This window comes from Thiohalophilus sp., assembly GCF_034522235.1.
In the GTDB taxonomy this organism is placed as follows: Bacteria; Pseudomonadota; Gammaproteobacteria; order UBA6429; family Thiohalophilaceae; genus Thiohalophilus.
Map to the genome: position 1 here is coordinate 1,923,914 of NZ_JAXHLN010000003.1, position 21,188 is coordinate 1,945,101.

At 53.1% G+C, this 21,188-nt stretch carries 18 protein-coding genes and 1 pseudogene; 4 read left to right on the top strand and 15 right to left on the bottom strand.

The window, feature by feature from the left end:
- Positions 1 to 28: 28 nt before the first annotated feature.
- The 9 genes and pseudogenes from bamA to rpsB form a co-directional block, all read right to left on the bottom strand.
- Positions 29 to 2,311, bottom strand: a complete 2,283-nt coding sequence (bamA, locus tag U5J94_RS12415) for an outer membrane protein assembly factor BamA (RefSeq protein WP_322565946.1) — start codon at positions 2,309 to 2,311, stop codon at positions 29 to 31.
- A 6-nt stretch (positions 2,312 to 2,317) separates the two neighbouring features.
- The gene (gene rseP, locus U5J94_RS12420) at positions 2,318 to 3,685 is read right to left on the bottom strand and encodes an RIP metalloprotease RseP (RefSeq protein ID WP_322565947.1); all 1,368 of its coding nucleotides are present in this window, start codon (positions 3,683 to 3,685) and stop codon (positions 2,318 to 2,320) included.
- Entirely contained in the window at positions 3,685 to 4,875 is a 1,191-nt protein-coding gene (gene ispC, locus U5J94_RS12425) for a 1-deoxy-D-xylulose-5-phosphate reductoisomerase (RefSeq protein WP_322565948.1), read from the bottom strand. Before ispC ends, rseP begins: the two co-directional genes overlap by 1 nt.
- The gene (locus U5J94_RS12430; RefSeq protein WP_322565949.1) at positions 4,872 to 5,702 is read right to left on the bottom strand and encodes a phosphatidate cytidylyltransferase; all 831 of its coding nucleotides are present in this window, start codon (positions 5,700 to 5,702) and stop codon (positions 4,872 to 4,874) included. Before U5J94_RS12430 ends, ispC begins: the two co-directional genes overlap by 4 nt.
- Positions 5,695 to 6,471, bottom strand: a complete 777-nt coding sequence (locus tag U5J94_RS12435) for an isoprenyl transferase (protein ID WP_416224176.1) — start codon at positions 6,469 to 6,471, stop codon at positions 5,695 to 5,697. The genes U5J94_RS12430 and U5J94_RS12435 overlap by 8 nt, the downstream gene beginning before the upstream one ends.
- Positions 6,472 to 6,513: 42 nt before the next feature.
- A complete protein-coding gene (gene frr / locus U5J94_RS12440; protein ID WP_322565950.1) occupies positions 6,514 to 7,071 on the bottom strand; it encodes a ribosome recycling factor in 558 nt (185 codons plus the stop codon).
- Positions 7,072 to 7,083: 12 nt separating this feature from the next.
- Complete coding sequence (gene pyrH, locus U5J94_RS12445) at positions 7,084 to 7,800, bottom strand: UMP kinase (protein ID WP_322565951.1); 717 nt, start codon at positions 7,798 to 7,800, stop codon at positions 7,084 to 7,086.
- Between the two features lie 32 nt (positions 7,801 to 7,832).
- A complete protein-coding gene (gene tsf, locus U5J94_RS12450; protein WP_322565952.1) occupies positions 7,833 to 8,714 on the bottom strand; it encodes a translation elongation factor Ts in 882 nt (293 codons plus the stop codon).
- A gap of 297 nt (positions 8,715 to 9,011) precedes the next feature.
- Positions 9,012 to 9,758 (bottom strand): annotated as a pseudogene (gene rpsB, locus U5J94_RS12455) (30S ribosomal protein S2); the annotation flags it as partial.
- A gap of 296 nt (positions 9,759 to 10,054) precedes the next feature.
- Between rpsB and map the strand changes: the two are divergent.
- Both map and glnD read left to right on the top strand, forming a co-directional pair.
- Complete coding sequence (gene map / locus U5J94_RS12460) at positions 10,055 to 10,822, top strand: type I methionyl aminopeptidase (protein ID WP_322565953.1); 768 nt, start codon at positions 10,055 to 10,057, stop codon at positions 10,820 to 10,822.
- 2 nt (positions 10,823 to 10,824) lie between these two features.
- Entirely contained in the window at positions 10,825 to 13,476 is a 2,652-nt protein-coding gene (gene glnD, locus U5J94_RS12465; protein ID WP_322565954.1) for a [protein-PII] uridylyltransferase, read from the top strand.
- 44 nt (positions 13,477 to 13,520) lie between these two features.
- On the opposite strand, the gene U5J94_RS12470 is transcribed toward glnD, so the two are convergent.
- Positions 13,521 to 14,480, bottom strand: coding sequence for a porin (locus U5J94_RS12470; RefSeq protein ID WP_322565955.1), 960 nt, complete (start codon positions 14,478 to 14,480; stop codon positions 13,521 to 13,523).
- A 467-nt stretch (positions 14,481 to 14,947) separates the two neighbouring features.
- Between U5J94_RS12470 and U5J94_RS12475 the strand changes: the two genes are divergently transcribed.
- Positions 14,948 to 16,312 (top strand): sigma-54 interaction domain-containing protein, encoded by a 1,365-nt coding sequence (locus U5J94_RS12475; RefSeq protein WP_322565956.1) that lies wholly within the window; start codon positions 14,948 to 14,950, stop codon positions 16,310 to 16,312.
- Positions 16,313 to 16,401: 89 nt separating this feature from the next.
- Here U5J94_RS12475 and U5J94_RS12480 read toward each other — a convergent pair whose 3' ends face one another.
- The 3 genes from U5J94_RS12480 to U5J94_RS12490 form a co-directional block, all read right to left on the bottom strand.
- Complete coding sequence (locus U5J94_RS12480) at positions 16,402 to 16,950, bottom strand: rhodanese-like domain-containing protein (protein WP_322565957.1); 549 nt, start codon at positions 16,948 to 16,950, stop codon at positions 16,402 to 16,404.
- A gap of 160 nt (positions 16,951 to 17,110) precedes the next feature.
- Positions 17,111 to 17,293 (bottom strand): hypothetical protein, encoded by a 183-nt coding sequence (locus tag U5J94_RS12485; protein ID WP_322565958.1) that lies wholly within the window; start codon positions 17,291 to 17,293, stop codon positions 17,111 to 17,113.
- A 474-nt stretch (positions 17,294 to 17,767) separates the two neighbouring features.
- A complete protein-coding gene (locus U5J94_RS12490) occupies positions 17,768 to 17,998 on the bottom strand; it encodes a hypothetical protein (protein WP_322565959.1) in 231 nt (76 codons plus the stop codon).
- On the opposite strand from U5J94_RS12490, the gene U5J94_RS12495 reads away from it, so the two are divergent.
- Positions 17,997 to 19,886: an LTA synthase family protein gene (locus tag U5J94_RS12495; protein WP_322565960.1), complete on the top strand. Its 1,890-nt coding sequence runs from the start codon at positions 17,997 to 17,999 to the stop codon at positions 19,884 to 19,886. The genes U5J94_RS12490 and U5J94_RS12495 overlap by 2 nt on opposite strands.
- On the opposite strand, the gene U5J94_RS12500 is transcribed toward U5J94_RS12495, so the two are convergent.
- Positions 19,870 to 20,244, bottom strand: coding sequence for a VOC family protein (locus tag U5J94_RS12500; RefSeq protein ID WP_322565961.1), 375 nt, complete (start codon positions 20,242 to 20,244; stop codon positions 19,870 to 19,872). The two genes, U5J94_RS12495 and U5J94_RS12500, sit on opposite strands and share 17 nt — an antisense overlap.
- Positions 20,241 to 21,173: a DMT family transporter gene (locus U5J94_RS12505; RefSeq protein WP_322565962.1), complete on the bottom strand. Its 933-nt coding sequence runs from the start codon at positions 21,171 to 21,173 to the stop codon at positions 20,241 to 20,243. Before U5J94_RS12505 ends, U5J94_RS12500 begins: the two co-directional genes overlap by 4 nt.
- Positions 21,174 to 21,188 lie beyond the last annotated feature (15 nt).

The window sequence follows — 21,188 nt, forward strand, 5'->3', positions numbered from 1 at the left end:
CGTTAATCACCTCGAACTTGATTAATGATTAAAAATCAGAACCCATAGTGAACTGGAAGTTTTGCACGTCATCACCCGGTTTATCGTTTAGCGGTACGGCATAACTAAAGCGCAGGGTGCCAATCGGCGCCAGCCACATGAACGCGAGCCCCGTCGAAGTCCGTAAATTATCCCATTCGACCGTCTCATCCGGTCCAAAAACATTACCCACGTCAAAGAATGCAGCAATCCGGGTGGACTGACTCTGCTCGACGAAAATGTTTGGCAATATCAGCTCCAGATTACCCACGACCCGTTTGTTGCCGCCCAGCGGATCCCCGGTGGAACCTTCCGGCCCCAGACTGTTACTGTCGTAACCACGTACCGAACGACTGCCACCCGCATAGTAGTTCATATGTGGCGGCAGTCCATTTATTTCGGTATCACCATAGCTGTCGCCATAGCCCAGATTCAATTCGGTAGACAGGGTGATATTCTCACTAAGACCAAAATATTTCTGGAGCTGGGTATTGATTTTGTAATATTCCAGGTCACTGCCGGGAACGGAGGAACTGACTGACAGGGAGGTTAACGAACCCGAGTCGGCCAAAATCGCCCGGTTGCGACTGTCTCGTCGCCAGCCCAGGGACAGTTCGTAATTATCATAAACACTACCATTTTGATCTATAAAATCAAGTATTTCCTGTGCCACAGTATTGCCGGGTATGAGCTCTGTGCCCTCGTAACCCAGACTAAGGTTCAGGCGCGTGATTTCCGACAAGGGAATACCGTAATTCATTGAAATCCCTTTACTATTGGTCGTATAGCGGGTCAGCTGCGCCTCTTCCGCGTCAACCTCCCGCCAGTACACATTGAACCCCCGGCTGATGCCGTCATCCGTGTAGTACGGGTTCGTATAACTCAAATTATAGTACTTGGTAACGTCACTGTTGTTGAGATTTAGCCCCAGTCGTTTACCGGTGCCAAGGAAGTTCTGCTGGGTAAGTCCGAAATTGATCAGTGGCCCCTGGTTATCCGAATAACCTATCCCCGCGGTTAAAGAGCCGGTCGGACGCTCCTTGACATTGATATTGACATCGACCTGATCGCTGGTACCACGAACAGACGGTGTTTCAACGGAAACCTGCTCAAAAAATCCCAGTCTGTTAAGACGCGTCCGTGACTGAGCGACTTTCTCGGTGGAAAGCCAATCCCCTTCATGCTGACGCATTTCCCGTCGTATAACTTCATCACGAGTCTTGGTATTTCCCGTGATGGTGATGCGGCGGACATAAACTCGCCTGCCCGGATCAACTGACAAGGTTAGCGCAACGGTTTTTGTATCCTTATCAAGATCGGGGATCAGGTTAACATTGGCAAAGGCATAACCTCTTTCCGCCAGCTTATCGCTGATGTTGCTTGTCGTTTCCGTGCTTTTCCTGTGCGAATAGACCTCATCCACTTTCAGTGTTATCAATTCATCGATTTCTTCTTTGGTAACAATCGTTTCTCCAGTCACTTTGATATCGCTAACAATATACTGCTCGCCTTCGGTGATATTGACCGTGACATAGACCTCCTGCCTGTCCGGCGTCAGGGAAACCTGGCTGGAATCGATATTAAAATTGATATAACCCCGATCAAGATAATAGGAGCGTAGGCTCTCCAGATCGGCACTTAATTCCTGACGTGAATATTGGTTGCGGCCAAAGTACGAATTGGCCGCCAGAGAAAAGTTTTTCAGCAGCTCCTCATCATCAAAATCCTTATTCCCAACAATATTGACAGAGTAAATTTCCGCGGAAACGCCTTCTGCAATATTAATTTCGATATCAACACGATTTCGTTCCAGTGGTGTAGTTATAGTTTCAATCTCGACACCGTATTTACCCTGTCCATAATATTGGCGTTCCAGCTCCTGAGTAACCTTATCCAGTGTCGAACGGTCCATAACCTGGCCACGCACCAGACCAATCTGCTGTAGTGACGACTCGAGCTGCTCGTCCGGAATACTGTCATTACCCTCGATACGAATATCAGCAATCGCCGGGCGTTCGGCGACAAAGACAATCAAATCATCCCCTTCGCGCTCCAGTTTGACATCTTTAAAAAATCCGGTCTGATAAAGAGCCCTTATCGCCCGGCTACTTAATTCAGGATCGAGTCTGTCGCCTGCCTTGAGTGGCAAATAGTTGAATACCGTGCCCGCAGAAATACGCTGAAGTCCTTCCAGACGAATATCTTTGATGACAAACGGTTCGAACGCCAGTGCCGGGATGACCAAACTTATCCACAACAATGCGATCAGAGCGCTTTTTAATAAAAACTTCATATATATCTAGTTCCCAGCCAATCGCATAATATCATTGTAAAATGCCAGGCCCATCAACATCATCAGAAGAAAAATTCCGATCATACGTCCCGTCATCTCAGTTTCTTCCGATACCGGGCTACCTTTTACCATCTCCACCACATAGAACATCAAATGGCCGCCATCAAGAATAGGGATGGGTAACAAATTCAGAATGCCCAGACTGATACTGACAATCGCCAAAAAATTCAGAAACCGGTTCAAACCGGCACTGGCGGATAGTCCCGCGTGTTTGGCGATATTGATCGGACCGCTGAGATTTTTGACGGAAACCTCCCCGGTAAACAGTTTTCCGAGCATCTTCAAAGTCAGGACTGTCATTGATCCAGTCTGGGCCACTGCTTTCGGGATCGCCCCCAGCACCGAATGATCATAATAGACAACCATCCCATCCGGGATTGTGCCAGGGTCAAGGGGGCCTATGCCAATTTGACCGATTTCACGGCCGTCATTTTCAATTCGGCGTGGCGTGATGACTACGGTACGAATTGCGTCACCACGTGAAATTTTAAATGCTAACTCCACGCCTGGGCGCTGCCTGACGTATTCAGACATATCGGTAAACTGATTAATTTGTCGCCCATCAATCGCCAGAATACGATCGCCCTCTTGCAGCCCGGCCAGCTCGGCCGGGGATCCTTCGAGTACCTGTCCTACGCGGGGTTCGACACGGGGACGCCATGGTTTAAAACCGATCAGTTCAAACAGATTATCCGGGTCCAGTTCGCCTTGAATTTGATCTAATGCCAGTTGATGTTGCGATTCTGAGCCCGCAGGACTGCGCAGGGTGACGCTAATGGACTCCCGATCTACCACAGCCGGAAGAAGCTGATTCATGGCAACTTCCCAGACCGGCGTCGGTGTACTGTTAATGGCGACAATTTCATGCTCTGACCGGAAATCCGCCTTAGCCGCAATAGAGTTCTCTGCCACATCCCCGATAACCGGTTTCAGCGCATTGGTGCCGATAATAAACATCAGCCAGAAAGCCAGAATCGCAAACAGGAAATTGAATGCCGGGCCGGCAGCAACAATGGCAAATCGCCTCCATATAGGTTGGTGATTGAAGGCTCGATGTTTTTCCTCGTCTTTTACCGGTCCGTCTTTTTCATCCAGCATCTGCACATAACCGCCCAGCGGCAATGCTGAAATCATATATTCAGTACGATCCTTTCCGCGTACCACCCGCAAGATGGGGCGTCCGAAGCCAATCGAATAACGTAATACCTTGACACCGAGTTTTTTGGCAACCCAGAAATGTCCGAACTCATGTACCGCAATAAGCACACTGATTGCAACAAGAAACGCCAGAGTAAAATAAATAAAATCCAGCATTATTTAACTCTGGTGTGGGCTTGATGAATATATTCATGCGCATACTGCCGCGCCTGCTCATCATCCGCCAGGATGGTATCCAAATCGCTCGCATCGCGGCTGCTCATGACATTGAGTACAGATTTAACTACATCAGCAATACCAGTAAAACCCAGCCCGTTATCCAGAAATGCCTGTACCGCAACCTCATTGGCGGCATTCAGGATAGTCGGAGCAGTACCACTCTGTCGGGCGGCGTGTTCCGCCAGTTGCAGACAGGGAAAACGTTCATAATCCGGCCTTTCAAAATCCAGGTGCGCTACATCAAACAGATCAAGCCTGTCGACCCCGGAATCCATGCGCGCCGGCCAGGCCATGGCATGGGCGATCGGGGTGCGCATATCCGGCTGACCCAACTGGGCCAGGACCGAACCGTCATTATACTCTACCATCGAATGCACGACACTTTGAGGATGTACGACGATCTGGATAAAATCGGGCACAGCGTCAAACAACCAACAGGCTTCGATAAGCTCCAGCCCCTTATTCATCATGGTTGCTGAATCAACCGATATTTTGCGCCCCATATCCCAATTCGGATGTGCAACTGCCTGTTCCGGGGTAACTGCGCCAAGTTGACTCAATGGTGTTTGACGAAACGGTCCGCCGGAGCCGGTCAACAAAATTCGCCTGACGCCGAGCTCTTTGACATTGCCTGCGAGCCTGCCCGGTATGCATTGAAAAATCGCATTATGTTCACTATCAATAGGTAACAGCTCTGCCTGGTTTTCCTTGATCGCGTCCATGAACAATCTGCCGGACATTACCAGTGCTTCCTTATTGGCCAACAGCACCCGTTTACCGGCCCGTGCAGCCGCAAGTGTTGGCTGCAGGCCGGCGGCACCGACAATAGCAGCCATCACATAATCGGTACGCTTATCCGATGCCACTTGAATCAATCCGTCGATACCGGCCAATACCCGCGTATCCAGAGCGGCTTGCTGCAGCTTTTGTTGCAATTGTTCTGCAGCCTGCGGGTCGACCATGACCGCATATTCGGGTTGATATGCGCGACATTGCTGGTACAGGCGCTCGACCTGGGTATTGGCGGTAAGTGCAAACACGGAAAATTGATCCGGATGGCGCGCAATGACATCCAGTGTACTCAGACCAATCGAACCGGTTGCGCCAAGCAGGGTCACCTGTTTCATGCGCTCAACTCCAGCAGAAAGAGGCCACCGGCAAAAACCGGTGCGGCGGCGGTCAGGCTGTCAATGCGATCCATAATGCCACCATGACCGGGAAGGATGTGCCCGCTATCCTTGACGCCGGCCTGACGTTTAAACAGACTTACTACCAGATCACCCGCGACGGAGAACACCACCACCAACAGGCTGATCGCAATAAACCACAGATAAGCCGACCCGACCAGCTTAAACCACCACCCGGCGATCAACGCCATCAATAAACAGCTCAGCAACCCACCGGCCACCCCTTCCCAGCTTTTACCGGGGCTGACGTTATACAGCAGTTTATGCCGCCCAAAGGCACGGCCGGCAAAATAGGCCCCGCTATCGGCAACCCAGATCAACAACAGCAGATACATCACCCACTGCGGGCCGAAGGGTTCGCGGTGACGCAATACCAGCAAGGCGACAAACGGACCAAGAACAATCCCGATCCCGGCTAACAGTCGGAACAGGCTGAAATCTGAACGACTTACCGTATGATGATAAAAATAAAATAGACCAGCGAAAGCCAACAACCAGAAGGCGGCAATCACCAGGTAGAGAATATCCAGAATGCGATCCTGTAATGTAGCGTAAAAAACTGTCGCGCCCATTAGCGCAAACATACCAACCACGTAAAACAGTCGCGGACCCGGTTGCGATAACCCGGCCAGGCCACCCAGCTCCCAGGCGGCCAGAGAAAAAATCGCCAGCAATAATATGATGAAACCCGTTTCCGGTAGCGCAAAAAGGGCCCATATCGTCAGCGGAGCCAGAATTAACGCGGTCAACACCCGTTGCTTAAGCATGTTTAAGCTGCTCCACCTGTTCACCGGTGCGGCCAAAACGACGTTGTCGATCTGCGAACGAGGACAGTGCCTGCTCCAGCTCATTGCGGTTAAAGTCCGGCCACAAGATATCGGTAAAATAGAGTTCGGTATAGGCCAGTTGCCAGATCAGGAAATTACTGATGCGCTGTTCGCCACCGGTGCGAATAAACAGATCGGGTTCCGGCAAATCATGCATATTGAGTTGCCCGGCAATCCGCTCGGCATCAATTTGCTCCGGCGTCAGTTCACCTTGCTGTACCTGCCGGACAAGATGCTGAACAGCCTGGGTAATATCCCATTTACCGCCGTAATTGGCGGCAATATTCAGGATCAACCGGTTATTATCAGCGGTGAGGGATTCAGCCTCGCGGATGCGTTTACGGATCTTTTCGGGAAAGGCACTGGTGTCACCAATGATGCGCAGTTGCACTTCGTTTTTGTGTAATTTCTTGGCCTCATGTTCCAGCGCGGTCAGAAACAGGTCCATCAACAAACCGACTTCCTTCTGGGGTCGCCGCCAGTTTTCGCTGGAAAAAGCAAACAGCGTCAGAACCTGTATGCCTTTCTCGCCGCAAGCCCGGACAATTTCACGCACGGATTCCACCCCGGCCCGATGGCCGGCAAACCGCGGCAAATGACGTTGCTGTGCCCAGCGGCCATTACCATCCATGATGATGGCGACATGACGAGGCAGGCTCACATAGCCATCGCGCTCCTCATTACTGATATCCTGGGGCATACTGCTCATTGAATAATAAAACTCGGGTCATATGTTCGCATCAGGACCGTTTCAGATCTCCATGAGATCTTTTTCTTTCGCTTCCAGCGCCTCATCGACTTTGGCAATATATTTGTCCGTGAGTTTTTGTATGTCTTCTTCTGCCTTGTGTTCTTCATCTTCAGTGATCTCTTTATCCTTCAACAGGCTTTTAAAATCACTGATCGCATCGCGACGGATATTTCGAATCGCAACGCGGGTGTTTTCCCCTTCCTGACGAACAATACGGATCATATCCTTACGCCGCTCTTCCGTCAGCGTGGGCAATGGCACCCGAATGACCTCGCCGGCCGTGGCCGGATTCAGCCCCAGGTCCGATTCAAGAATCGCTTTTTCGACCTTTTGCACCATGGGTTTTTCCCAGGGCTGAACCGTCAGCGTCCGCGCATCACCAACAGAGATACTCGCGACCTGGTTCAAAGGAACCTGTGATCCGTAATATTCCACCATGACATGGTCCAGCAGGCTGGTATGAGCCCGACCGGTCCGCAGCTTGGTCAGTTCGGTCTTCAAGGCCTCGACACTTTTGCCCATGCGGCTTTCTGCATCTTTTTTAATATCATTAATCATGCATAACGCTCCCTACTCAACCAGCGTGCCTTCACTCTCACCCATCACCAGGCGCATGAGAGCACCGGGTTTGGTCATATTAAATACGCGAATCGGGATATTGTTGTCCCGGCATAAAACAATCGCCGTGGTATCCATTACCGCCAGCTTCTGTTCGATGACCTGGTCATATCCCAGTTTTTCAAACCGTTTGGCGGAGGGGTCCTTGACCGGATCAGCGGAATAGACACCATCCACCTTGGTTCCCTTGACCACCACATCGGCGCCGATCTCAATGCCACGCAGACTGGCCGCCGTATCAGTGGTAAAAAAAGGATTACCGGTACCGGCCGCAAATACAACGACCCGATTTTTTTCCAGATGGCGAATCGCCCGTAAACGGATGTAATCCTCGCATACCGTATGGATAGGCAAGGCCGACATGACCCGTACCTGGAGCTCCTGACGCTTTATCGCATCCTGCAGCGCCAGGGCATTAATGACCGTCGCCAGCATACCCATATGATCGGCGGTAACCCGATCCATTCCTTCGGATGCCAGATTGACGCCACGGAAGATATTACCGCCGCCGATAACCATGGCTACCTGAACACCAGCCTGATTGATTTCCTTGACATCCGCGGCGATGCTATTGATCACCGCCGGATCGATGCCGTATTCATGCTCGCCCATCAGGGCCTCGCCGCTCAGTTTGAGCAGTATGCGTTTATATATAGGTGTCTTGGCCATATGTTATCGTTGTTATATTGATGATTTCGGGTTTAGTTCTTCGCCTGAGCCATAACCTCCTCGGCGAAGTTCTCCTGTTTCTTCTCGATACCTTCGCCAACCTCAAAGCGGACAAAACGGTGTACAGTCGCCCCTGCGGACTTAAGCAGCTGCTCCACGGTCTGGTCTGCATCCTTGACGAAAGGTTGGCCCAGAAGCGTTACTTCTTTCAGGAACTTCTTGATACGCCCCTCGACCATTTTCTCAATAATATCAGCCGGCTTGCCGCTTTCGGCCGCCTGGGAGGAAAAGATTTCTTTTTCCTTTTCGATCACATCGCCGGGCACATTTCCCTCGGAAACGCAGACCGGGCTGCTGGCGGCGATATGCATGGCCAGATCCTTGCCTAACTGGTCATCTCCGCCTTCCAGATCAACCACCACACCGATACGGCTGCCGTGCATGTAATGACTTAATGTTCCTTTGGCTTCAATGACTTCGAATCGACGCACAGCCATATTTTCGCCGATTTTGGCGATCAAGGCCTTGCGAGTTTCTTCGATGCTGGTGCTGTCACTGTCACTGATCGGCATGGCCATCAGGGCATCCAGATCGGCCGGCTTGTCAGCCAGTACACGCTCAGCCACATTGTTTACCAGATTCTGGAAATCTTCGCCTTTGGTGACAAAATCGGTTTCGCAGTTAACTTCCACAATCGCGGCGGTCTTGTTGTCAGGGGTGACCTTGATTGCAACCAGACCCTCGGCGGCGGTGCGGCCGGCCTTCTTGTCGGCTTTCGCCATGCCGGACTTGCGCATCTGCTCAATGGCCGCATCAAGATCGCCGTCAGTTTCAACCAGAGCTTTTTTACATTCCATCATGCCCGCGCCGGTACGTTCGCGCAGTTCCTTAACCATTGCAGCTGTAATTGCCATGAACCCTGTCCTCTAATCTGTATTAGCTGTTAGCTCAAATCTGTTTGTGAAAATCCGAAAAAGGGGGCGTTGCCCCCTTTTTCTTTATTGTTACCCAGGTTGCCAGTAACGTGAGCCTTACTCGGAGTCCGCCTCGGCTGAAGCGGCTTCCGGTGTTGTCGTTGGTTCAACCGTTTCCGGCTCGTCCGTGCCGGATTCGTCATCCTTCTTGACTGTTTTCTTTTTGGCGGCTTTTTTCTTGGCGACCTTTTTCTTGGCTGCGGTTTTCTTCTTGGCGGTTTTCTTCTTGCTGGCCGGGGTCACTTCCCCTTCTTCATCCAGCTCGATGAAATCGTCACCGGAGCCTTCACCTATGTGGGCCGTCGTCGCCTTGCCTTCGAGCACCGCGGCCGCGACACCCTGGGTATAAAGGGTAATCGCGCGAATGGCGTCGTCATTCCCCGGAATCACATAATCGACATCGTCCGGGCTGTTGTTGGTATCAACCACACCGATTACCGGGATACCCAGCTTGACAGCTTCGGCGACGGCGATTTTCTCGTGACCGACGTCGATGACGAACATGGCATCGGGCAGACCATTCATGTTCTTGATCCCGCCGAGGCTACGTTCCAGTTTTTCCTGTTCGCGGCTCAGACTGAGCACTTCACGTTTGTTCAGACCTTCGACAGCGCCACTTTCCATCATCGATTCAAGCTCCTTGAGACGCTTGATCGACTGCTTGACGGTCTTGTAGTTGGTCAGCATACCACCGAGCCAGCGGTGGTTCACGTAGGGCATCCCGCAGCGCTCGGCCTCTTCATTGACCAGCTTTTGAGCGGCGCGCTTGGTGCCGACAAACAGGATGGAGCCCTTGTTCGCGGCCAGCGAGCTGATGAAATTCATCGCCTCGTTGTACAGCGGCAGGGACTTTTCCAGATTAATAATGTGGATTTTGTTGCGGTCCCCGAAGATGTAGGGGGCCATTTTGGGGTTCCAGAACCGGGTCTGGTGACCAAAGTGGACGCCAGCCTCAAGCATCTGGCGCATCGTAACGTCAGCCATTATAGTGTCTCCTGTATTGGGTTAGGCCTCCATGTACCCCATCTGCCAACCCGCCTTGGCGGGCACCCGGGCAGATGTGCCGGTACATGTGTGTCATTTTTGACCGGGGCAAGCCACCGATCGGTTAGGTTTGCTAAACAAGCGCGCGATTTATACCATAAACCGCTGTTGACGACAACGAAACCACCCGGTTTGTGCGCTAAAAAGAGCCCCCACCGCCCCAAACCGGGACCGGGCGCCATTCACGAATTTTGCGACAGGAGCCAACCCCACGCCTGTAGCGTGGAGGAAAACCAATGAGTGTCAGCGTTAAAACCCCCGAACAAATCGAAAAAATGCGCACCGCCGGCCGTCTCGCCGCCGAGGTACTGGAAATGATCGAACCCCATGTCCAGGCCGGCGTCACCACGGCCGAGCTGGATCGGATCTGTCATGACTACATTGTCAACGAACAACAGGCTATCCCCGCGCCGCTCAATTATCACGGTTTCCCCAAATCGGTCTGCACCTCGGTCAATCATGTAGTCTGCCACGGCATACCCAACGAAAAGCGGCTGAAAAAAGGGGATGTCATCAATATCGACGTGACTGTCATCAAGGACGGCTTCCACGGCGATACCAGCAAGATGTTCTTTGTCGGCGAGCCTTCGATTCAGGCCCGCCGGCTGGCCAACACCGCGTATGAGTGTCTGAAAATCGGCATCGATATGGTCAGGCCGGGGCTGCCCCTGCGCGATATTGGCCGCGCTATCCAGCAATACGCCGAGCAGCAGAACTACAGCGTGGTGCGCGAATATTGCGGCCACGGCATCGGTGAGAACTTCCACGAGGAGCCGCAGGTGCTGCACTATGACGATCCGCGCACCACACTGGTGCTCGAGACCGGTATGACCTTCACCATCGAGCCGATGATCAATGCCGGCAAGCGCCAGACCAAGGTGCTCAAGGACGGCTGGACCGTGGTCACCAAGGATCACGCCCTCTCCGCCCAGTGGGAACATACCATTCTGGTGACCGGGGACGGCCATGAAGTGCTGACCCGCCGGGGCGAGGAAAATTTTTAACCATGACTGCTTCGCTGGTCCCGGTCGACGCGGACCTGTTCAATGCCGAAGCTTTCGACACGGCGCTGCAGGAAACGAACTCTCCCCTGCCCCTGTTTCGCGACGCCCTGCAAACCGCCCACGAGGAACTGGCGCGGCGTTTTTACGCCGGCCGGGCCGCCACCGAACTGGTCACCTCCCGGGCCGGCCTGATCGATACCCTCTTGCAGCGCGCCTGGAAACTCTATTTCGAGCCCGGCGATCCCGGGATCGCCCTGCTGGCCGTGGGGGGCTACGGGCGCGGCGAACTGCATCCGGCTTCCGACGTGGATCTGATGCTGTTACTGGCCGAGGCGCCCGAGCCGTATCACACGGCCATCGAAGGTTTTCTCACCTTTCTCTGGGACATCGGTCTGGAAGTGGGTCAGAGCGTGCGTACACTCAATGAATGCCAGCAGGAGGCGACCCGCGACATCACTATCGCCACCAACCTGCAGGAAGCCCGGCTATTGATTGGCCCCTCGGCACTGTTTGAACAGCAAAAGGCCCTGTGTGGCCCGCAACAGATCTGGCCCAGCCGGGAGTTTTTCGAGGCCAAGCTGCAGGAGCAGGAGCAACGCCATGAAAAGTTCAATGATACGGCCTACAACCTCGAACCCAACATCAAGGAAGGCCCCGGCGGTCTGCGCGACATCCAGATCATCGGCTGGGTCGCCAAGCGTCATTACAATGCCGAGAATCTGAGTGAGCTGGTTAACCACGGCTTTCTCACCGAAAACGAATACCAGACCCTGCATGAAGGACAGGCGTTTCTCTGGCAGGTTCGTTTCGGCCTGCACCTGATCGCCGGACGCCGGGAGGATCGCCTGCTGTTCGATCATCAACGGGAGCTGGCCCGGCATTTCGGTTATCGGGACAACTTCAAGGGACTGGCGGTCGAGCAGTTCATGAAGCAGTACTACCGCACGATCATGGAACTGGGCCGGCTGAATGAAATGCTCCTGCAGTTATTCAAAGAAGAAATACTACTGACCAAGGAACAGGCCGAGCCGATATCGCTGAATAAACGCTTTCAGGCTCGCAAGGGGTATCTGGAAGTCAGGGATGACAACATCTTTGTCCACTATCCCTTCGCCCTGCTGGAAGTATTTCTGATTTTAATGCAGCATCCGGAACTTAACGGTGTACGCGCCAATACCATTCGCCTGATCCGCGATCACACGCATCTGATCGATGGCAGCTTTCGAGCTGACCTGCGTAACCGCTCCCTGTTCATGGAAATCGTCCGTTACGGCCATGGTTTTACCCATGCACTGCGACGCATGCACCGTTATGGCGTGCTGGCCGCTTATCTGCCGCTGTTCGGTCGCATCGTCGGGCAGATGCAACATGATCTGTTTCATGTCTACACCGTCGACGAACATACCCTGATGGTGATCCGTAACCTGCGTCGCTTTACCGTGCCGGAATACTTTCATGAATTCCCATTGTGCAGCGAGATCATGCAACGCATCCCCAAACAGGAACTGTTACTCCTGGCCGCCCTGTTCCATGATATCGCCAAGGGTCGAGGTGGCGATCACTCCACTCTTGGTGCTACCGATGCGCACGAGTTTTGTCGAAATCATGGTTTGAGTCGATACGACACCAACCTGGTGGCCTGGCTGGTAAAAAATCATCTGTTAATGTCCTCCACGGCCCAGCGCAAGGACATCAGTGATCCCGAAATCGTGCATGAATTCGCCGAACAGGTTGGCGACATGGTGTACCTCAATTATCTCTATCTGTTAACCGTCGCCGATATTCGCGGCACCAGCGAACACGTCTGGAATTCCTGGAAAGATGCGCTGTTGCAGGAACTCTATCACGCGACCATGCGTGCTCTGCGCCGTGGTCTGAAAAACCCGCTGGTACAATCGGAACTGGTACAGGAACGTCGCGCAGCCGCCGCCGAGCTGCTGGAATCGGATGATGTACACAATGTGCTGATCAATCAGTTGTGGGATAATCTCGGTGATGAGTACTTTCTGCGTTATTTTCCCGACGAAATCGTCTGGCATACCCAGGCTATCCTCAATACTGATCTGGAAGATCTGCCAGTCATTCTGTTTCGCGAGCAAAGCCGTCGCGGCGGCACCGAGATCTTTATCTACACTCGTGACCATCCCAATTTGTTCGCCCTGATCACCTCGGTGCTGAGCCAGTCCGGCATGACCGTCGTCGATGCGCGCATTCTCGCCTCGCGAGACGGGTACACACTCGACACGTTCCAGTTTCTCGACAGTAGCGGTGAACCGGTACGCGACAGCCAGCGTAACAGTGAGATCCGCAACAAGCTCTATCACCTGCTGCGCCATCCAGGGCAGGAAGCGCCCGAGATCACCCGCCGTCTGCCACGCCAGGCGAAGCACTTCAAAATACCCACCGAGATTCATTACGAAGATGATGGCGAACGTACCATCATGCACGTCAAAACCTACGATCGTCCGGGGCTGTTATCGAATATAGGCTCGGTCTTTTATACACACGACATCCAGTTGCATAACGCCAAGATCGCCACCTTCGGTGAACGGGTCGAAGATATTTTTGAAATCACATCCAGTAATGATCGGCCATTGACAGCCGAGCAAAAAGAAACCCTGCGCGTTAGCACGCTCGAGCAACTGGAAGAATAGGCCGGCCAGATCTATCTGGCCGGCCCCGCACTGCTGCGTGGGCTTTAATTGCCGCCGATACTGAACTTGTGGCTGACGCCAATCGAGATAACCGTGCGGTTATCCAGAGTTGTGTCATCATAGTCCACATCGCTGTAGAGGGCGTAAAGTTCGGTCTTTTTACCCAGATTATGGGACATACCCGCCGCCAGACCGGTGCCGTCATTGTCCACATCCCCGTAAGAAAGCTTCAAGGTGTTTTTCGCGGAAATACTATAAGTACCGGCAACATAAAGATAATCCGTGTCAGCAAGACCTTCGGGATCGACATTTTCCATGCTCGCCCCGACACTCCACTGATCCGTCTTGTAGCCGGCGGTAAAGCGCGTGGCATCAATTTCAGAACCAACGGTATTAACCTGAAGCAGCTGCGCGCCGGCACTGAAACCATTCTGGTTATAGCTCACCCCATAGTTATAATGATGGTCATTACTATCAGTATCATCCATTACCATCACTGCATTGGCCTGCAAACCGTTCATATCAGGCGTGATATAGGCCAGCACATTGTCAAACCAGCCATTGGTAAAACCGGACAGGCCGTAATTTTTACCGCCCATGGCTTCACCGGCTGCAGTATCGTAGAAAGGGTCAATCTTCAGGCCGGCCATCTTGTAGGGCGAGGACAGAGTGCCGTACAACACCTTACCGAAATTCCCGGCAAGGCCGGCAAAGCCAAAGCGGCGGCTAAACATGTCATTTTCTTCACCGCCGCCGGCAGGTTCGGCATCAATTCCTGCCTCGATATGATAGAGCGCCTTCAAACCAGCATCGAGCTTATAACTGCCCTTGAAGCCGACTCGTGAGGCATTGCTGTCCTGGCTGTCGCTGGAGGTCCCGTCAGCCTTGTCGATGCTGTTTAACGACAGACGGACATCGCCGTAGACTTCATTGGCCGATGCCGGCGATGAAACACACGCCGCGGTAAGAACCGCGGCGGCAATAACTTTCAATTCAGATTTCATAATCACTCCCACATAGAATTATTTGACGTACTGTACGTTGCCCTGCACTACAAACAGAGATACCAACAGTGAGAGCAAGAGCTGTGCCATACACAACAATTATTGGGAGAATCGCAACACCGAAAGATTTAGCCCGTAAAATAAAGGACCTAACGGCACCTGTTTAAGAGAGGATCGCCAAATCGAACAATATTGCGGAATGTTTGCCATGACATATCTGCCATGCTGTCAGACATGTCATGTTGCCAGGCAGGCTGTCATTTAAAAAAACACGTTTGATAGAATGAGTCTTAATCCAATGCTTTTAGGCAAGCGACTTGATCCAGATCAAGCAAATGTTGTGCTTATAACGCCCCTCACTAATTTTTCAGTATATCAACACATACTGAAGCACGAAAAAATTACCGTTATTCGATCGTTTTATTTATACTGCCCTGTAACATTTCGTTACGAAGTCGGAGACGGATATGGATCAGAGACGTGACTCGCCCACGTTACTGCCTTCCTGCAAACAATTAATCGACGTATTCCCCGAACCGTTTGTTATCATCGGCCGGGATTACCGGATCCAGGCAGCCAACCGGCACTATCTCGATCAGTATCGGGCCAGCGAAGACCAGGTTGTCGGCAGCTTCTGTTACAAGGTCTCCCATCATTCCGATACGCCCTGCCGGAACCACGGCGAACATTGCCCGCTTGATGAGGTCTTCAGAACCCGACGTGCCACGCACGTCATCCATGTCCACTATGATTCCGAGGGCAATGAGGAAAATGTCCAGCTGCAGGCCACGCCAATCCTCGACAACGAAGGTAATGTCGTGGCCATGAGCGAAGCCATTAACCGGCTTGGCTCCCCGGACGAGGCAAAACGTAAACTGCTGGGCCACTCCCCGGTCATGGTACGCCTGACCGAAATTCTGCAACGCGTGGCCCCTACCCAGACCACAGTCCTGTTACAGGGAGAAAGCGGGGCCGGCAAAGAGTGTGTTGCCGAATATATTCATCACAACTCCAACCGCGCCGATGGCCCGATTGTCATTGTCGATAGCACCACTTTGGGTGAGCATCTGGTTGAAAGCGAACTGTTTGGTCACGAACGGGGCGCCTTTACCAGTGCCAATAAACGCAAGCTGGGACTGATCGAGTCCGCCCACGGCGGTACCCTGTTCATTGATGAAATCGGCGAACTCTCCCCCGCTTTGCAAACCAAGCTGCTGCGTCTGCTGGAAACCAGCCAGATTCGACGGGTCGGCGCGACCGAGTTCATCGATGTCGATATCCGGATCATTGCCGCCACGCACCGGGATCTGCGGGAAATGGTTCAACAAAAGCAGTTCCGCGAGGATCTCTATTTCCGACTGACAGCGTTTCCCATTCATATCCCGCCGTTGCGCGAGCGCAAGGAAGATATTATCGGGCTGGCGGAATATTTTCTGGCGAAAATTCCGGATACCCGACACAAGCCGCCATTATCCCCCCAGATCCAGTCCCACCTGCTCAATTATGACTACCCGGGCAATGTCAGGGAACTTCGCAATATAATAGAACGCGCCACCATACTGGCCAGGAATGAACCCCTGTCACCGGAACACTTTTCCTTTTTGAACGAAACCGCGCCGCAACAACAAGGCTCTGCTGAATCAGACGAGCCCATGGCCAGGCATAACAATGTATTACAACGTCACCGTTCTGATATTGACAAGGAAGAGATTCTGGCTGTTTTGCAAAAGCACGCCGGTCATCGCGTCAGTGCCGCCCGCGAGCTTGGCATGAGCGAGCGCACGCTGTACCGACATCTGCAAAAGATCAAATCTAACTCCGCGATTCCATAAAAAAGCAAATAAAAAAACGCGAGACCGGGAGAGAGTCTCGCGTAAACGGCTTCGAGGAGTTACTTGTTTATAATTATTGACGATGGCGCTTATTTGACCGTGGTAAAGCCCAGGTTGGACCAGTTTTGCATACCACCCCGGTACCATTTTATCTTGTGTGCCGGGTAGCCCATTTTCAAAAGCTGCTTGATGTTGGCCGGTGATTGCCCGCACCACATACCGTTGCAGAACAACACCAGGGTTTTGACATTACTGTAGTCCCAGATGCCCGCCTCTATCTGCTTGGCGCCAAATTGATTTTCCATAATATCGCTCATCGTGAGCGGATCGGCGCCCTTGGCCGGATTAAGCTTGGTCCAGGGAATATTGACAGAGCCGGGAATCGTCCCTTTTTTGACCCAGCCCGGGGTACGTGAATCGACTACCAGGATGGAATCATCTCCCCGATTATGCAGGCGATCCAGGTAGCTCAACATTTCCACTTCCCCGATGGTTTCCACGCCCGGTGCCAGCTTGATGGGCTGGATACAAAACGGCGGGCATTTGCGCGAGGTTTTGGCAAAGTTTTGATCCACCGTGGCCTTCTGGTTCTGATCACGCCGAATTACGACATTGCTCCCATCATGCTTGACCTTCACCTCGGATAGATCAGATGTGATTTTTACTGCCAGCTTGTCATTCGCGGCACACGCCACAGACGAGAGACAAAAGATAAGTGTGACAAGAAAATTTCTACCTAATGCGGCTTTTGACATAAAACTCTCCTCATGATGATTATCAGTCTGTTTTATTTAAGTGTTAACAATCTTCTTCCAGGTTTTCCATGCTTGGTTCTTCTTTTTTTTCCTCCTCATTATCTGCCGGTTTTGTTTCCTGTACCGATGTAGACGCCGGCTGTTCAGGTTCAGGAGGTTTGGTCGGCGCCCCGCAACCCCACAGTCCAACACACATACATGTCAGGATTAACGCTTTCATTTTCATCAACAACTCCTGCGACCGTTCAACAATATGTTGCTCTGGAAAAATCATATTGCAAGCGACGTGCCACTTCATAAGTGACTGTTTTGCATGAACCTCAACAGGTATCACACCTGACATGTACCGCAATCTCTGTCATGTCGACATGACATTTCTGCCAGAGCACCAAAACTCAATACATTCGGGATCGGGAACCAGGGATAAAAAGGGTAAGCAAAGAAAGGGTTAGGGCGTTCGCATATCAGAATCACCGCGTACCTGTTCATAGAATCCAGCGCACGTGATGTATCACTGACAATCACACTGACATGATGGATAGATGTTATATTACTCATACGATCAGGTCCTTGTCGGCTGCCATAACATGACCACGGCGTCGCCGATGGCCACAATCAATACCCCAATCGACAATACATGCAGTTCTTCATGATCACCGCTCGGGACGATTTGCCTCTAAGCCAGTAATTGCAGGAAAAGTTACGCCTGGCCACCCGCAAACAACTCGAGAAATAAGCGCCCCTTCCCCGGCCGCGACAGTCCTGTCACTGGCCCCAAGGCCTGCCAGAACATCGACCAGTTCACATTTTGCAAAAAATTCGTATAATTAGACCAAAATGTCAGATTCAGCCCCGGCGGCAACACTGCCGGATAATCCAACAACAAGATCCTCGAACGATTAATGAATAAACCTGTCTCCAGCAGCGGCATGTCGTCTCCGGACCTGCTCAAAAGTTGGTTTAAATTTTTTGTCATTCTGGGCCTGACGACCTGGTCATTGCGCCTGCTCAGTGATGCCTTGATGGTACCCGAGGCGTTGTGGCCCCGGGCCTGGTGGTGGGGGTTGCGCTTTGACCTGGCGGTCGCCGCCCTGCTGGCCGGTCTCACTGTCCTCGGTCTCTGGCTTGTCGGCCGCTCGCCGCTGCCCGTGCCACGTCGGGGCTGGCTGGTACCCGCCGGTCTCGTCCTGCTGGGCGCTCATCTGGGCGACTGGCTCTACTGGCATGAAACCGGCCGGCATATCGGCTACGAAGCGGCCGAGCTGTTCAACTCACTCGACAGTCTTTTTAATATGCTGCTCGATCACTGGCCGTGGATGATTGGCCTGTTAATCGCCACTGTCCTGGCCTTTACAGTGCGCTGGGTCGAGGTCGAAACACGTGGCCACTGGCTGCAACAGGATCTGAGTCTGCTGGGCGTCATCCTCGTGAGTGTGCTATTTGTCCGCAGCAATGCCAGCGGCATTCCCCAGGGGCCCCACGATGCCATGCGCATGAACGACGCGAGTGAAGCCACTGCTGCTTTGAACGGTGCCTATGCCGCCCTGCACGGTTTGCAAAACGGACACGATGGATTGCATCACTATCCACTGGACTGGCTGTCGCCCGAAGCAGCAGAAAAAGCCGTTGCCAGCCTCTACTCAACGCCGCCCCGGATGTCGGAGAATCAGGCCGGGCCGATGCCGGTCAATGTCATTGTGGTCCTCCTGGAGAGCTGGTCGACGCATCACATGCAAGCCCTGGAGGATGGCACGCCGGTCACGCCAAACTTCGACGCTCTCGCCAGCCGTGCCTTTTCCGATCGTGAGATGATCGCCAGCGGCATGCGCACCACAGAAGGGATGTTTGCCATCTTTTGCAGTTACCAAAACCCGCTGGGGCAAACCCTGGCGCGCCAACCGCAAGCCCTGTTCGACTATGATTGTCTGCCACGTCGGCTTGCCGATGCCGGCTGGTCAACCGCCTATTACCAGGGCACCCACGAAAACACCAGCGGTGTCGGGGCCTATGCCCAGTCGCTGGGTTTCGAGCTGAGCGAAGGCAAGCAGGCAATTAGCGAACGGAAGTACCCGGAGAACAACTGGGGCGTCTACGACCATGATCTTTATCAACACGTCCTGCGCGCATTACCCGACATGCCGGAGCCGCTGTTGATCGGTATCAATACCAACACCACCCATGATATCCGGTTACACGATGATTTTTCCCCGCTGGTCAAACCGGACTCACGACTGAATCGCGAACGCAATACCCTGCATCTGGCCGATCATGAGCTGGGGGAATTTGTTAATGCGCTGGAAAATCACGAGTGGCAGCACCCCTGGATGCTGGTGCTGGTCGCCGACCACACCGCCCGGGTCCGGGGCTCGGCGGTGCAACGTTTTCAGGTGCCGTTTGCCATTTACGCGCCCGATCTGGTGGAACCCGGTAACCCCGAACACATTTCCCATCACCGGGATGTCGCCCCCACTGTCGCAGAGATTCTGAAGCTTTCCCTGCCCTACGCCATGGGCCATTCGTTATTGAATGACGCTGCCCCGCAGATTGCCGAGTACTATCACGGTGGAACGCTGGGTTGGTTCGTGGGGAACGACAAGCTGGTTGAAATCCCGCTGGCCGATCCCGAGCAGGCCCGCTGCCATAACTGGCGCCGGAACCCGGCGCTGGACAAGGGTTCAACCTGTTTCAATACGATGCAGCGTGAAATCCGTCAGGCCTATGGCCTGACCCGTGCCGCCCAGGAGCGGCTGTTTGCCAATGAGGTCCTGGCGCTGGTACCGGGTAGTCAATCAGCTAATTCGATCAGCTCTGCTCGATAAACTCCAGCGCATTGCCATCGGGATCCCGGCAGAACAGCGCACGACGTCCGGAGCGACTGAGGGTGTAATCAATCTTCTTTTGATCAAGACGCTCGATCAATTCATCAAGTGCATTCACGGTCACGGCCAGATGGCGATCCCGGCCACCATGGGCCGGTCTGTTCGTGACCGGATCGGGGTTGGGCAGTTCCAGCAAATGCAGTTGTTGATCGCCGATACGCAACCAGCCCCCGGGATAACCAAGATCGGGGCGCGCCTCATCAACAGACAGCCCCAATACCTGTTCATAAAAATCAAGCGCGCGTGATATATCACTGACAATCACGCTGACATGATGGATAGATGTTATATTACTCATACGATCAGGTCCTTGTCGGGACTTTGCAGTTGGCGGCGTGCCGACAACCAGGCCGCGATAACTATCAGTGTTCCGCCGATCCATTCTTTGGGCAGTATCACCTCTTCGGTCAGCCATTGCGACGATACTGCCCCGGCCACCAGTTCAAACAATAATATAATCGCCGAACGATGTACTGGCATGTGGGTCACGCCATAGACCACGCTAAAGGTCATGATCACCATCATCAGGGCCCCGATTAACCAGGCATAACCCGCAACCTGAAAAGAGACCTCCGGCAACCCCATTCCACTGAATAAAATCAAAGAACCGGAAACGAGTATTGCCCCGAACCAGGCCACCGATGTTTTCACCGGTATCGAGACCCTGTCGGTAAATCGCACCAGCGAATTGAGAATCGCAAAGCTGATTCCGGCCACCAGCGCCAGCCAGTCGCCTTTATCGGCGGGCCAGGGATAACCCATCCCCGGATGCCATAACATCACCACGGCACCGCCGATGGCCACGATCAGGACTCCAATTGACAGAACATGCAGTTCTTCCTTGAGAAACAGCCAGCCAATCAGGGTCGCCCACAGTGGCGAGAGGTAAAACAGCAGCAGTACCCGCATAACCTCGCCTTCGAGCATCGCCAGAATGAAGGTGGTGTTGCACACACCGCTGGTCAATGCCATGAATAACAGGGGCCAGGGAGCCAGTCCCAGTTCCCGGAAAAAATCCAGCCTCTGGCGCCAGAGGATGATAATGACCACCCAGAGGGTGCCGGTATAGATAAAGAAGGTTTGCCACAATCCGGTCAGGCCAAACTGTTCCAGCCAGCGCAATGGAAACCAGAAAATCCCCCACAGGGTCGCGGCCAGCAGCAAACTGAATACCGGTGTGGCCGCGTGCAATTTGGCGGCCCGGTCTGAATCCCCTATACTACCCATCTTTTGTTCCTGCTG

Coding starts and splice junctions, on each gene's coding strand:
- bamA (WP_322565946.1), bottom strand. CDS start 2,311: ATGAAGTTTTTATTAAAAAGCGCTCTGATCGCATTGTTGTGGATAAGT.
- rseP (WP_322565947.1), bottom strand. CDS start 3,685: ATGCTGGATTTTATTTATTTTACTCTGGCGTTTCTTGTTGCAATCAGT.
- ispC (WP_322565948.1), bottom strand. CDS start 4,875: ATGAAACAGGTGACCCTGCTTGGCGCAACCGGTTCGATTGGTCTGAGT.
- U5J94_RS12430 (WP_322565949.1), bottom strand. CDS start 5,702: ATGCTTAAGCAACGGGTGTTGACCGCGTTAATTCTGGCTCCGCTGACG.
- U5J94_RS12435 (WP_416224176.1), bottom strand. CDS start 6,471: ATGAGCAGTATGCCCCAGGATATCAGTAATGAGGAGCGCGATGGCTAT.
- frr (WP_322565950.1), bottom strand. CDS start 7,071: ATGATTAATGATATTAAAAAAGATGCAGAAAGCCGCATGGGCAAAAGT.
- pyrH (WP_322565951.1), bottom strand. CDS start 7,800: ATGGCCAAGACACCTATATATAAACGCATACTGCTCAAACTGAGCGGC.
- tsf (WP_322565952.1), bottom strand. CDS start 8,714: ATGGCAATTACAGCTGCAATGGTTAAGGAACTGCGCGAACGTACCGGC.
- map (WP_322565953.1), top strand. CDS start 10,055: ATGAGTGTCAGCGTTAAAACCCCCGAACAAATCGAAAAAATGCGCACC.
- glnD (WP_322565954.1), top strand. CDS start 10,825: ATGACTGCTTCGCTGGTCCCGGTCGACGCGGACCTGTTCAATGCCGAA.
- U5J94_RS12470 (WP_322565955.1), bottom strand. CDS start 14,480: ATGAAATCTGAATTGAAAGTTATTGCCGCCGCGGTTCTTACCGCGGCG.
- U5J94_RS12475 (WP_322565956.1), top strand. CDS start 14,948: ATGGATCAGAGACGTGACTCGCCCACGTTACTGCCTTCCTGCAAACAA.
- U5J94_RS12485 (WP_322565958.1), bottom strand. CDS start 17,293: ATGAAAATGAAAGCGTTAATCCTGACATGTATGTGTGTTGGACTGTGG.
- U5J94_RS12495 (WP_322565960.1), top strand. CDS start 17,997: ATGTCGTCTCCGGACCTGCTCAAAAGTTGGTTTAAATTTTTTGTCATT.
- U5J94_RS12490 (WP_322565959.1), bottom strand. CDS start 17,998: ATGCCGCTGCTGGAGACAGGTTTATTCATTAATCGTTCGAGGATCTTG.
- U5J94_RS12500 (WP_322565961.1), bottom strand. CDS start 20,244: ATGAGTAATATAACATCTATCCATCATGTCAGCGTGATTGTCAGTGAT.
- U5J94_RS12505 (WP_322565962.1), bottom strand. CDS start 21,173: ATGGGTAGTATAGGGGATTCAGACCGGGCCGCCAAATTGCACGCGGCC.